Source organism: Flagellimonas oceanensis (assembly GCF_003992595.1).
In the GTDB taxonomy this organism is placed as follows: domain Bacteria; phylum Bacteroidota; class Bacteroidia; order Flavobacteriales; family Flavobacteriaceae; genus Flagellimonas; species Flagellimonas oceanensis.
The window spans coordinates 336,528-349,487 of record NZ_RZNA01000047.1 but is presented as its reverse complement, the minus strand read 5'-3'; the positions used below and the strand labels follow the sequence as shown (position 1 = coordinate 349,487).

Annotated in this window: 10 protein-coding genes; 3 read left to right on the top strand and 7 right to left on the bottom strand. The window is 44.2% G+C overall.

Annotated elements, in window-relative coordinates:
- Positions 1–47: 47 nt before the first annotated feature.
- The 4 genes from EO132_RS14685 to EO132_RS14670 form a co-directional block, all read right to left on the bottom strand.
- A complete protein-coding gene (locus EO132_RS14685) occupies positions 48–2,315 on the bottom strand; it encodes an aconitate hydratase (protein ID WP_127138572.1) in 2,268 nt (755 codons plus the stop codon).
- A gap of 105 nt (positions 2,316–2,420) precedes the next feature.
- Positions 2,421–3,374, bottom strand: coding sequence for an AAA family ATPase (locus EO132_RS14680; protein ID WP_127138571.1), 954 nt, complete (start codon positions 3,372–3,374; stop codon positions 2,421–2,423).
- Positions 3,375–3,378: 4 nt separating this feature from the next.
- Positions 3,379–4,779 carry a peptidylprolyl isomerase gene (locus EO132_RS14675; RefSeq protein ID WP_235856476.1) on the bottom strand — a complete coding sequence of 467 codons (1,401 nt, stop codon included), beginning with the start codon at positions 4,777–4,779 and terminating at the stop codon, positions 3,379–3,381.
- Positions 4,763–5,644, bottom strand: coding sequence for a peptidyl-prolyl cis-trans isomerase (locus EO132_RS14670; RefSeq protein ID WP_127138570.1), 882 nt, complete (start codon positions 5,642–5,644; stop codon positions 4,763–4,765). The genes EO132_RS14675 and EO132_RS14670 overlap by 17 nt, the downstream gene beginning before the upstream one ends.
- 116 nt (positions 5,645–5,760) lie before the next feature.
- On the opposite strand from EO132_RS14670, the gene EO132_RS14665 reads away from it, so the two are divergent.
- Complete coding sequence (locus EO132_RS14665) at positions 5,761–6,213, top strand: SRPBCC family protein (protein WP_127138569.1); 453 nt, start codon at positions 5,761–5,763, stop codon at positions 6,211–6,213.
- Between the two features lie 5 nt (positions 6,214–6,218).
- Positions 6,219–6,476, top strand: a complete 258-nt coding sequence (locus EO132_RS14660) for a hypothetical protein (RefSeq protein WP_127138568.1) — start codon at positions 6,219–6,221, stop codon at positions 6,474–6,476.
- A 101-nt stretch (positions 6,477–6,577) separates the two neighbouring features.
- Here the strand turns inward: EO132_RS14660 and EO132_RS14655 are convergent, their stop codons facing one another.
- The gene (locus EO132_RS14655) at positions 6,578–8,194 is read right to left on the bottom strand and encodes a Gfo/Idh/MocA family protein (protein WP_127138567.1); all 1,617 of its coding nucleotides are present in this window, start codon (positions 8,192–8,194) and stop codon (positions 6,578–6,580) included.
- Positions 8,191–8,670 carry a DoxX family membrane protein gene (locus EO132_RS14650; protein ID WP_127138566.1) on the bottom strand — a complete coding sequence of 160 codons (480 nt, stop codon included), beginning with the start codon at positions 8,668–8,670 and terminating at the stop codon, positions 8,191–8,193. The genes EO132_RS14655 and EO132_RS14650 overlap by 4 nt, the downstream gene beginning before the upstream one ends.
- Positions 8,671–9,025: 355 nt before the next feature.
- Here EO132_RS14650 and EO132_RS14645 point away from each other — a divergent pair, with 355 nt between their 5' ends.
- The gene (locus EO132_RS14645) at positions 9,026–11,608 is read left to right on the top strand and encodes a cyclic nucleotide-binding domain-containing protein (protein ID WP_235856475.1); all 2,583 of its coding nucleotides are present in this window, start codon (positions 9,026–9,028) and stop codon (positions 11,606–11,608) included.
- On the opposite strand, the gene rimO is transcribed toward EO132_RS14645, so the two are convergent.
- On the bottom strand, positions 11,605–12,906 hold the full coding sequence (gene rimO, locus EO132_RS14640) for a 30S ribosomal protein S12 methylthiotransferase RimO (RefSeq protein ID WP_127138565.1): 1,302 nt from the start codon (positions 12,904–12,906) through the stop codon (positions 11,605–11,607). The genes EO132_RS14645 and rimO overlap by 4 nt on opposite strands.
- Between the last annotated feature and the right edge of the window lie 54 nt (positions 12,907–12,960).

The following is a 12,960-nucleotide window of genomic DNA, read 5'->3' as shown; positions in this document are numbered from 1 at the left end:
ATATCTTTTACAACATCAGGAGTTTTCACAGATTATATTAGATACAATTAAGCATTCTGTTTCTTGATCAAGTTCAAGGCCGAACCTTCGTTGAACCACTTGATCTGCGCATCATTGTAGGAGTGGTTTGCCTTAATGGTGTCCTTGCTTCCATCAGCGTGCACCACTTCGATGGTCAAAGGCTTGTCCGGTGCAAACTCAGCTGCATCAACAATGTTGAAGGTATCGTCTTCTTGAATCAAATCGTAATCGTTCTCATTGGCAAAGGTCAAGGCCAACATACCTTGTTTCTTCAAGTTGGTCTCGTGGATCCTTGCGAAGGATTTCACCAATACAACAGCAACGCCCAAATGTCTTGGCTGCATGGCCGCATGCTCACGTGAAGAACCTTCTCCATAGTTATGGTCACCCACAACAACGGTCATGATTCCTTTTTTCTTGTATTCACGCTGCGTATCCGGAACCCCTCCGTACTCGCCGGTCAGCTGGCTTTTTACCAAATTGGTCTTTTGGTTGAAGGCGTTCACGGCTCCAATCAAGGTGTTGTTGGCAATGTTGTCCAAGTGCCCTCTAAAACGCAACCAAGGTCCCGCCATGGAAATGTGGTCCGTGGTACATTTTCCGAATGCCTTGATCAAAAGCTTCATACCTTGAAGGTCACTTGCTTTGATAGGCTCAAATGGCGTCAACAATTGCAAACGCTCGGAACCTTCGGCAACAATCACCTCTACTCCACTACCGTCTTCACGAGGCTCTTCGTAGCCGTTTTCCTTTACTTCAAAACCTTTCGGTGGCAATTCCCATCCTGTCGGTTCGTCCAACATCACTTCCTCACCATCCTCATTGATCAACTTGTCCGTCAACGGGTTAAAGTCCAAACGACCGGCAATGGCTATGGCAGCCGTCATTTCCGGTGATGCCACAAATGCATGGGTATTTGGATTACCATCGGCACGCTTTGCAAAGTTTCGGTTAAAGGAATGCACGATACTGTTCTTTGGCGCATTCTTGGGGTCTTCATAACGGCCCCACTGGCCGATACATGGTCCACAGGCATTGGTAAAGATCTTGGCGTCCAATTTTTCGAATATGTCCAAGATACCGTCCCGCTCCGTAGTGTATCTTACCTGTTCCGAACCTGGGTTGATACCAAATTCAGCTTTAGTTTTCAATTTTTTGTCCAAGGCTTGTTGTGCAATGGATGATGCTCTCGACAAATCTTCATAGGAAGAGTTGGTACAGGAACCTATCAATCCCCACTCAACGGCCAAAGGCCAATCATTCTTTTCCGCCTTTTCCCTCATGGTACCTACTTCGGTAGCCAAGTCTGGGGTAAAAGGTCCGTTCAATAAAGGCATCAATTCAGACAGGTTGATTTCGATCACTTGATCGAAATACTGCTCTGGATTGGCGTACACTTCTGGATCAGCGGTCAAGTGTTCTTTCACTTTATTGGCTTCGTCTGCTACATCCGATCTATCGGTAGCTCTTAGATAGCGCTCCATGGATTCATCGTAACCAAAGGTTGACGTGGTCGCTCCAATTTCAGCACCCATGTTACAGATGGTTCCTTTACCCGTACAGGACATGGAAGTTGCTCCCGGGCCAAAATATTCAACAATGGCTCCCGTTCCCCCTTTTACGGTAAGAATCTCGGCCACTTTCAAAATAACATCTTTCGGTGCGGTCCAACCGGATAGTTTTCCGGTCAACTTTACACCGATCAACTTAGGGAATTTAAGTTCCCAAGCCATTCCGGCCATAACATCCACAGCATCTGCTCCACCTACACCAATGGCCACCATTCCCAAACCACCAGCGTTCACAGTGTGGGAATCGGTTCCTATCATCATACCTCCTGGAAAGGCATAATTCTCCAAAACCACTTGGTGAATAATACCGGCACCTGGTTTCCAAAACCCGATACCATATTTGTTTGATACAGACCCCAAAAAGTCAAAAACCTCCTTACTGGTCTCGTTGGCATGCTTCAAATCCGCAGCTGCACCTTGTTTTGCCAAAATCAAGTGATCACAGTGAACGGTTGTTGGCACGGCCACTTTGTCTTTACCCGCTTGCATAAACTGCAACAGGGCCATTTGCGCCGTTGCGTCTTGACAAGCAATTCTATCGGGCGCAAAATCAACGTAATCCTTGCCTCTTACGTATGCTTTTTCTGTTTTACCGTCCCAAAGGTGAGAGTATAGTATTTTTTCGGAAAGTGTCAGGGGCTTGCCCACCAACTCACGGGCTTTTTCTACGCGTTCACCCATGGTGGCGTAGACACCCTTAATCATGTCTATATCAAATGCCATTCTATAATTGAGTTTTTTAAGATTTTCGTAATTCGGTAAATTTACTAAATCGTGAAGTATTTTGGAATTAGAATCGCACTAAATAAGTGCTGACTTTCGTATTTTTTACAACAATTCCGTGATAATTTTTTCCTCAGTGATGCCTTCAGCCTCAGCTTTGTAGTTTTTTAGTATCCTGTGACGAAGTATTCCCAAAGAAACCGCTTTGACATCTTCGATGTCGGGAGAGAACTTCCCATTGATGGCCGCGTGCGCCTTGGCTGCCAAAACCAGATTCTGTGATGCTCTGGGCCCTGCACCCCAATCAATGTAATTTTTCACATAGTCGGATGCACCTTCCTGCCCCGGTCTAGTCCTATTGACCAACCTGACAGCATAATCCACAACATTGTCGGGCACGGGTATACGCCTGATCAAATGTTGTACTTCGATGATTTCATCCGCATTGAACAGTGTGTTTATCTGAACCTCATCATCCGTAGTGGTGGATTTCACCACCTGAATCTCTTCTTCCACCGAAGGATATTTCAATTCGATGGCGAACATAAAACGGTCCAGCTGAGCCTCCGGCAACGGATAGGTTCCTTCCTGTTCAATGGGGTTCTGGGTGGCCAGCACAAAATAGGGTCGGTTGAGCTTGTATTGCTTTCCGGCAATGGTCACCGCACGTTCCTGCATGGCCTCCAGCAAAGCTGCCTGCGTTTTAGGCGGGGTTCTGTTGATTTCATCTGCCAAGATGATGTTTCCGAAAACGGGTCCCATTATAAATTTGAAGTTGCGGTTTTGATCCAGCACTTCGCTTCCCAGAATATCACTGGGCATCAAATCCGGAGTGAACTGGATTCTTTTGAAGTCCAAACCCAAAGTCTGTGCAATGGTATTGACCATCAGGGTTTTTGCCAAACCGGGCACCCCGATCAGCAGGGAGTGTCCTCCCGTGTAAATGGATAATAGTATTTGTTCGATTACCGCTTCTTGGCCCACAATGACCTTGGCAATCTCCTTTTTCAGTTCCTGATGCTTTTTTACCAGGTTCTCTACCGCTACTACATCCGACATACGATTACTCCTTTACCCAGTTGTTTGCAAAATCGCAAGCCCTACTTTCTGAATCCACATGGATATAAGTGTCTTCGATATGATCGTCCATCCATTCCTTGATGGCTTTGAACTGCTTTTCCCTTAGCGCCAACTCCTGAATCTTAATGTAGTCTTTGGCAAAATCCGCCTCATGTTCGTCATATCGATTGGAAATCTTCATGATCTTGAACTTGGGAGGACCACCTCTCTGATCATTCTCGCGAAGTGGGCGGGAGATTTCCCCATCTTTTAAATCCCTTACTTGGTTGTAGAGTGTCGGGTCCATTTTGGTCAACTCAAAACGGGAATCAAAGTTGATGGGATTACGGAGCAATCCACCATCGAACTTGGTCTCTTTTTCATCGGAGAAATTCAGTGCGGCCTCGGCAAAGGTGTATTTTCCATCCAAAATCTGCTGGCGAATGGTATCCAATTCACTTACCGCTTTGTCTATGGCGCTTTGGGGAATATCCGGAATCATAAGGATGTGTCGAACATCTCTTTCTTGTCCCCGTACTTTCTCAACATATAAAATGTGATATCCAAACATTGTCTCAAAGGGCTCTGATATCTCCCCTTCCTGAAGACTAAAGGCAACATCCTTGAATTCCTTTACAAATTGGGTCTCCTTGGTAATACTATACAATCCCCCATTGGATTTTTTAGCTGGATCTTGAGAGTATAAAATCGTCTTCACGTTAAAACTGGCATCGTTCTCCAAAACATCTTGACGAATCTCCTTCAATTGATTGATTACTTTTTGTTTTTCCTCCTCAGGGGCTTCTGGCTGCTTCACAATCTGTGCTATTTCCAATTCTGCACCAAAAACAGGTCGTTCATCCTCTGGAATCTTATAGAAAAACTGACGAACCTCCTCTGGGGTCACTTCGATAGACTCCACAATTTCACCTTGCATTTTTTCAGAGAGCATACGCAGCTTGTTGATTTGAAAAAGCTCTTCTCGAAAGCTTTCCATATCGGACTTTTTGTAGTACCTGAGCATTTTTTCGACACTGCCTATTTCCTGGGTCAACTGCTGAATCTGTCTATCACTTTGGGCGTTTACCATATCATCGGACACCAACAAGCTATCCTGGACGGCTTGGTGGGCGTACAACCTATCTTCCATCAGTTTGCCCAAAAGACTGCAACGGGTCACATCCTCGGTGGATGCCCCTTGATTTTGAAGATCGATCAATGTTTTATCGATATCCGATTCCAAAATCACATAGTCCCCGACCACTGCGGCAATACCATCCAATTTCACTTTTTTAGTGTTGCTTGTGGAATTGTCCACACCCAATGCCTGGTCTGCTTCCTGTGCCTGTACCATTCCGAGCATTGCAAAAAATGCCACGGACAGTCCTTTAATTTTCTTTATCATAAACCTCAAATTCATTCTTCTTAATAGCTTCATCTATAATTTCGGTTTCCAGTCTTTTGATGTAGTTCAACCGTCTCCTGTTCAAAATCAATTGCCTAATATCCGGCTCTACATAATCAAAAGGTGCTGTTTCATTGACTTCCAACACATTGGTTACCCAGCCCAAATATACCTCTAACGAGTCTTGTAACTCAAAAAATCGTGCTTTTTTTAAGTGAGTTTCCTCATTTGCCTGTGTCAATGGGGGTATTTCTTCGATTACCCGCGAAGCACTTACCCAAATGGAATCATTAAAATGGATTTTTTTGAACTGTACTGCTATGGAGTCCAAGTACCTTTTATCGGAATCGTCCCAATTTTTGATTTTGGCCTCAACCCCATCACGATCTAAAAACTGCTCTGACATACCCACAAACCTCAGCTGGACGAGTTTTTCGTTCAGTTTGAAGTTTTCCTTCTCCCGCTCATAGAATTCTTCAAGCTGGCTTTTGGTTACGGAAGTATCTTGGGATTGATTGACCAATGCTTCAATATAAGCACGTGTGTATAGGTCAGCACGGTAATCGGACACCAAACGATCGAACTCGGCCAATTTTTCTTCGGGCAGATTGATTTTCGATTTGGACAACAATAATTGTTTGGATGCCCAATTGTTGACATAATTGGTCACAAAAACAGTGCTGTCCTCCTTTGTCATGTCATCCCTGATCAAAGAGGCAATATCCTCTTTATACAGAAAAGTATTGCCCACCCTTGCCAGTGGTTCTTTTTCTTCCGCCTTATTGAACATGCCCTCGCAAGAAACAAATAAGGCCGAAGCCAAAGCGAAAAGGATGATAAGCGTATTTTTTTGGTGCTTAAGCATTTCGCAAAAATAACAATTACAAAATCCCTTACAAGAAGGTTCTAATTTCCTTAACAGATTTTTAGTTGGAAATAGATGCCAAGAAATTGCTACTTTAGTACGAAACCAAACCAAACATGAAGTATACTACCGAAATCGTTGTTGATGTTCCCAGAGCGGAATTCATCAAAAAAATGGATGCCCCAGACAACATGAAGCATTGGCAGAAAGGACTTATTGGTTACGAACAATTATCTACCAACGTTGGGCAAGAAGGCTCCCGGATGAGTCTAAGTTACGAAATGGGAAAACGGAAGATGGACATGGTGGAGACCATCATTAAAAGGAACCTTCCCGAAGAAATGCACATGACATACGACACCAAAGGTGTTCACAACATTCAAAAAAATTACTTTAAGGAAGAAAATGGTGCTACCCGTTGGATATCCGAATCGGAGTTTCAATTCTCGGGATTCGGAATGAAGCTGATGGGACTTTTGATGCCGGGCGCTTTTAAAAAACAATCTTTAAAATACATGGAGGACTTCAAGGCGTTCGCCGAAAATGGCACATCCGTGCTCAATTCATAACAACAATGGAAAAACTTTTGGACAGAAAAATCAAGATTATTTGGGACTTTAGAGGACCAACTGCCGCACAGATTGCCGAACACTACCTGAAACACCTCAAGGAGTTTGTGGAAGTGGAGGAGTTGAAATATGATTTGGGAGGTGTGGAGCATTTCAGTCCCACCCATAGTATCGCCTATTTGGTAGTGGCCGAATTTGAACTGAAAGAGGTCAAGGACATCCTTAAACCCCATAGAGGCGAGGTATACAATATGGAAACCTAAATCCACACCGAAAAAATACGAATGGGACATTGCCTTAGGAGTGAAATCCCCTTTGGCAACATCCCATCCTCCGGACTAGAATCCGTAAAAATCAAGAAACCTCACCCAACCATTTCTGGTTGTATGTTCCATTTTTCATTGGCCAAGAGCACTTGGTCAAAGTCAATTCCTTCAATTGGTCTCAAGGTTTGGCTTGCGGCATCCCATTCTATTTTTCTGCCCAGTTTCCAGGACAGTCCCGCCATGTGCGCAGAAATAGCCTCTTCGAACCCTTCTTTGATACCACAGCTTACTTTTCCACCGTTTTTGATAACGCTCAACCATTCCCGCATGTGCAAGAAGGTGGAATCTACCCGGACCCCATCAATATAGGTCCACATTAAACCTTTATCTGCAAAGTATTGCGATGTGGCCGAAGACACGGCATCCGTTGCATTGGCCGCAGGGTCATATTGGTAAATAGGTACATTGGGATTCATTTTTTCAGCTTCCAACATATCGGCATATCGGGTGGATGCGCCATCGGGCCAAACGGTCAATCTATTGCCCAATTCCATGGTGGCATCGTGCCCCATCAAAATAGTAGGTCTGCTGAACCCGTTACCCAAAGTAGCACTATAGCAAAAGGTCATACCATTTTCCTTGCCCTTGGCTTGACTACTTCCTGTGCTGAAATCTGGAAACTCCATGTTCACTTGAATCACATCGGGCACATTTCGTCCATCGTTATGCGTGTAAATACCTCCCGAAGAACTTACAGATGCAGGAATCCCCATATTTAGCACGCAGTTCAAACGATCATAATCGTGAGACAATAGATCCCCCGAAAGACCGGAACCATAGGACCACCATTTACGCCATCTGAAAAAATGGTTCTTATTGAACGGCACTGTTGGTGCAGAACCCAAGAACTGCTCCCAATCAATGGTTTCAGGACTGGCTTTCTCATGCATATCATAGTTCCAGGCACCGTTGTCGTCGTTCCTGTTGGTATTTGTCTGGATCAATGACACATGGCCCAGCGTTCCTTTGTCCACAATATCTCGGGCGGTACTAAAGCTCAGAGTTTGTCTATGTTGGTGCCCCACAGCGAATACCGCTTCGGATTTTTCGGCAGCATCACGCAACGTATAGGTTTCCGCAACAGTGTGCGTCATCGGTTTTTCCACATACACATGCACATTGTTGTTCAATGCTTCGATGGACATGGGGGCATGCCAGTGGTCCGGTGTCGCAATCACTACCGCATCCACATCACCACTTTGAATCATGTCCTTATAGGTCAAATATCTTTTGATTTGATTGTCATCCGTAGAGAATGAATTAATGAATTTCTCCGCACGTACATCGAATACATCGCATATACCCACCAATTTCACATTGAGCCGTTCCTGTGCTTCAAAATCTTCCAATCTTTTATTGTTGGGGTCCTCTTCGGCGGCCAAACGCATTTCTTCCTTCCATTCATCGGTGGCAAAACCCAAAGCTCTGGTCAACTGTTCTCCGCGAATTCCAAATCCAATGACCCCGATTCTTACCGGGTCTCCCCCTATTCCGGGTACTGCAGGTGGCAAAGAAGGTTTTATATTGAGCTGTTCCAATATTTCGGAACGCTTTTTTTGTGATCCAACTGAGGTCGCCGCTCCAGCCCACCATACAGCTCCAAGCACGGGCAGGCCTCCCAATCCTATTAAAAGGTCTCTTCTAGTCCATTTCATTGTTCCTGAGTTTTAAGGTTGTTCTTTCTGAGATAATCCAAGCCAAAGTAAGCTCCCGTAGGCAACTGATAAATTACAATACAGGCCACAAGCTCGATCAGGTTTTTATTGATGATCCAATAGTTTCCCTCAACGTTCATTTGGGTAAGGCCTGGAAACGGTGGATGGGCCAAAAAATACAGGGCCAAAAGGCCAACGCCCACAATGGCACCGATACGCTCAAAAATTCCCAGGGTAAAAGTTACCCCTACCACCATAAGCGCAATAATATTGAGTGTATCCACCCAACCTATGGCTGCATCGCCTATCAACATGGTAAAAAACCACTCAAAAGGTCCTTGTGCGGTGGCCAAATACCCGAAGGATGTCCACTCGGGATTGTACATCTTCACCACACCTTCAAATAAAAAGTGCCACCCAATAAATATGCGAAGCAGGGTAACACTTGCTTTCAGTTTATTTTGATTTTGGTTCATAGTTGTTATAGTTAATTGTAAATTTTCCTTGTTTCCTGTAGGTGCCAAAAGAAGAATTGGTTCACATCTTCCCTTTGAAGTACTAAAAGTACCCAAGAGTAATTCCAAATACCATGACCAATGTCAGTTTTTAGAAACCTGATTATGAGGTGTCCCAGCACTATTGCCACAACCAAAAACTGACATTTTTCAGGTGCTCCACAATGAGGGATTGACCAATATGCCATCTGAATTTTAGAAATATCACTATCATCATACCTCCATATTTTCAAATTGATTTTTATTTCAAAATACTTTCCCCATCTGCTTTTTTTTGATGAAGTTAACCGTACCAACCCATACTTGAAGAAGGCTTGTGAATCAGATTGAAACGGATATCAATTATCTGAAAAAACAGTTTCCCACCGGAACCCTTTACAAATACGAAAAGGGTCATACCATTTGCAACATACATTCCAAAGTGAACACGTTCCGATGGTTGTTACAAGGAACTTTCGATTATTATACCACTAGCAAAGATCCCGAAGAAGAAGTTCTGGTCTGCCAAATTTCAGAACCCATGAGCACCTTGGGCCTCAATGGTCTCAACGATAGAAAAAGGTATACGTACAAAATTGTGGTGGCTTCCGAGCAGGCTACTTTTTTTGAAGTACCCATCGAAGCCATGATCTATCATTTGGAAAATGATGACAACAACCAAACCATTACCAAAGTAAGTCGTTCGCTATACCACCAACTGCGGCAAGCGCTTTTAAAGCAGACCGATTTATTGCAAGCTGCACGTTATCGCCCCCTGCAAAAAGACCGTGAGTTTTTTATAGGACCGGATACCGAGCAGGCCGAAGTGGTCTCATTGATGCGGCGCTCGCCTTTTTTGGATTATTTTGATGACCAACAACTGTCCCAAATTGCCTCCATAGCCGAGCGACGCGAATATGAACCTGACGAAGTTCTTTATGTACAAGACAGGCTTACCAACGGACTCTTTATTTTGATTCATGGGGAAGTGGCCATCAAACGGTTGGAAGGAAACATCGAGATACGCCAACGATCCATCAACAACCCGGGCTTTATTTTTGGTTGGTCCTGCACTATGGGCGAAAAAGATATTTGCTCCGCCGTTACCACCCAAAAAACATCCATTTATTTTATCCATCAAAAGGATTTGCTTCATCTGCTGGACAAATGCTCCGTTTTTGCGCATAACTTCTTTATGCGGTTATTGTGGTTGATGGGCAATCAGATCAATGCGGCATTTGTGCGCTATTTGGGACTTTTGGGCAAACACAATCTGCAAGCGGTCTATCAATTGATCGAGAATAACAAGTCACGCTTGGCCCTTTCCTCTCCCCTACATCAGGTTGGGCATTTGCTATCGAACACCAACACCAAACAATTGGGGTACGATGCCCTTTCCAAACTCATCAACAATGGTTCGCATTTGGAACGACACATCGCTTCGCTGAGCTTGGAGCTCTTACAAGAAGATATGCAGGAGCTAAAGTTCCTCAAAGGCCTCCAACGGATTTATGAAACGGTTGCGGAAAGGAAAAACGAACCGGGCTTGGATGTCCGAAAATCATGTGCTACAGCAACAAAAAAAGCATTTGAGCACGTGCAACACAAAATTGAAGGATCGGACAATCTTCCGGAGAAAAGCGGATGTATCTTCATCTATAACCACCTTTTCAACCATCCTTTTTATACGCTCAACAACAAATTTCAAATTACGTTGGATTCGCATTTCATCAGTGCCAAAATATTGGATGACAAATACAGCGACCCCGGTATTCGGACCGTACGAATAGGAAGAGGACAAGAATACGGTCATCAGAACTATTACAACAAGTTGGGTTACATCAATGTCTACACCAAAGAATCGGAGACCGTGGACAAACAAAGCAAAAAGGAAACCCGAAGCATATTTTATAGAACGGCCGCTGAATATTTACATAACGGACACAATTTGGTCATTAGTCCCGAAGGAACTTCCTACGCTACCGAGGAATCCCCTGGGCCTTTTAAAATGGGGGTTTTCAAACTCGCTCAATCCATGGAGAATGAACCTTACATTGTTCCCATTGTCTTGGTAAATTTCGACAAGCGCATTTCCGATGGCCTTTTTTACTGTAAGGTCCACCAACCTTTTAAACTGAGCGAGAAATTATCGGAGACGGGAAGTGATCTGTACCATTTTGTGAAGGATTATCAACATACGTATGCGGACTATGTGGAACAGGCAAGAAAACGAGCCGAGGAATTGTACATGAAGCCTGTCCCCACTGTATTGGAAGAGCCTCCAGAAATTTGGCGCAACGAAATAAAGCGCTTGAAAAGACGTGTCCGCAGTCTGGAGGATCAAAGTGATCTGATTATTTTTTATGGAAGTTCCTCAGTACGCCTTTGGGTAGGAATGAAAAAGGATTTATTCCCGTTCAATGTGCTCAATTTAGGGTTTGGTGGGTCCACCTATGCCTGGTGCATTCATTATTTTGATGAAATCTTCAATGGTGCGGAACCCAACAAAATTGTACTGTACGCCGGGGAAAACGACCTTGCACAGGGCAAGTCTCCACAGGAGGTCTTGAACGACTGCAACAAACTGGTTCAAATGATTATCAAAAAATATCCCGAGGTGGAACTGGCCTTTGTAAGCTTGAAACCCAGTTTGGAACGCGAGGAAATGATTCCCCAAATCATTGAGACCAATCTGTTGTTGTCCAAATACGTAATCGGAGAGCTGAATGCGCAGTATATCAATGTTTTTGGACAAATGATCACTGCAGACAACCGCCCGAAACCCGATTTGTACATGTCGGACGGATTGCACCTCAACAAAAAAGGATATGCCATTTGGAGCGATGTGATCAAAACCGCCTTGCTCTCTGCCGAGAATCCTCTGGAAAAAGAATCAATCGATTTGGCTACCGACGTTTAAGCAGGTTCCCCAAATAAATCGTAATCGGAGGCATCGGTAATCTTGATATTGGTAAAGTCCCCGATTTTTACGTAATGTTTGGTGGCATCAATCAGCACTTCGTTGTCCACATCAGGGGAATCGAACTCGGTACGCCCTACAAAATGGTTCCCTTCCTTTCTATCGATGATACAGCGAAAGGTTTTCCCTATCTTTTCTTGGTTCAATTCCCAAGAAATCTGTGATTGGATTTCCATAATGATGTTCGCGCGCTCTTGCTTTACTTCTTCGGGGACATCATCCTCCAAATTATACGCGTGCGTATTCTCTTCGTGGCTATAAGTAAAACAGCCCAAACGCTCAAAACGCATATCCTCGACCCATTGTTTCAAGGTTTCAAAATCTTCCTCGGTTTCTCCTGGGTATCCCACGATCAAGGTAGTCCGGATGGCCATTTCCGGTACAGCTTCCCTAAAGTCCTTCAATAATTTCGTGGTTTTGGCCTGTGTGGTGCCACGTCTCATACTTTTAAGTATGGCATCGGATATGTGCTGTAGGGGGATATCGATATAATTACAAATCTTCGGCTCGTTGCGCATCACCTCCAAAACATCCATCGGAAAGCCCGTAGGGAAAGCGTAGTGCAAACGAATCCACTCTATACCCGCTACCTTGGCCAAGGCTTGGAGCAATTCCGCCAGGTTTCTCTTTTTATACAAGTCAAGACCATAATAAGTAAGGTCCTGTGCGATCAAAATGAGTTCCTTAACACCATTGGCAGCTAATTTTTCAGCCTCAGCGACCAATTCTTCAATTGGTGTGCTTCGGTGCTTTCCACGCATTAGAGGAATGGCACAAAAAGAACAAGGTCGATCACATCCTTCGGCAATTTTAAGGTACGCGTAGTTTTTGGGTGTGGTCGTCAAACGCTCGCCAATCAATTCGTGCTTATAATCGGCACCTAGGGCCTTCAACAAATTGGGAAGATCGCTTGTACCAAAATATTCGTCCACATTGGGAATCTCTTTCTCCAAATCAGGTTTGTAGCGTTCGCTCAAACAACCTGTCACAAAAACCTTGTCCACATCCCCAGCTTCCTTTCGCTGTACATAGTCCAAAATAGTGTTGACACTTTCTTCCTTTGCATTGGCAATAAATCCGCAGGTGTTGATCACCACGACATTGCCTTCCTCTTCATGGGCCACCTCTTTGTTGTTGGCACGCAGCTGTCCCATCAACACTTCCGAGTCGTAGACGTTCTTGCTGCAACCCAAGGTCACCACATTGATTTTGTTCTTCTTTAGCGATTTTGTGCGCATAGTTCCTTTAAATGGAGTGCAAAAATACAATAACACAAGGCATTACATCGAATT

Coding starts and splice junctions, on each gene's coding strand:
- EO132_RS14685 (WP_127138572.1), bottom strand. CDS start 2,315: ATGGCATTTGATATAGACATGATTAAGGGTGTCTACGCCACCATGGGT.
- EO132_RS14680 (WP_127138571.1), bottom strand. CDS start 3,374: ATGTCGGATGTAGTAGCGGTAGAGAACCTGGTAAAAAAGCATCAGGAA.
- EO132_RS14675 (WP_235856476.1), bottom strand. CDS start 4,779: ATGATAAAGAAAATTAAAGGACTGTCCGTGGCATTTTTTGCAATGCTC.
- EO132_RS14670 (WP_127138570.1), bottom strand. CDS start 5,644: ATGCTTAAGCACCAAAAAAATACGCTTATCATCCTTTTCGCTTTGGCT.
- EO132_RS14665 (WP_127138569.1), top strand. CDS start 5,761: ATGAAGTATACTACCGAAATCGTTGTTGATGTTCCCAGAGCGGAATTC.
- EO132_RS14660 (WP_127138568.1), top strand. CDS start 6,219: ATGGAAAAACTTTTGGACAGAAAAATCAAGATTATTTGGGACTTTAGA.
- EO132_RS14655 (WP_127138567.1), bottom strand. CDS start 8,194: ATGAAATGGACTAGAAGAGACCTTTTAATAGGATTGGGAGGCCTGCCC.
- EO132_RS14650 (WP_127138566.1), bottom strand. CDS start 8,670: ATGAACCAAAATCAAAATAAACTGAAAGCAAGTGTTACCCTGCTTCGC.
- rimO (WP_127138565.1), bottom strand. CDS start 12,906: ATGCGCACAAAATCGCTAAAGAAGAACAAAATCAATGTGGTGACCTTG.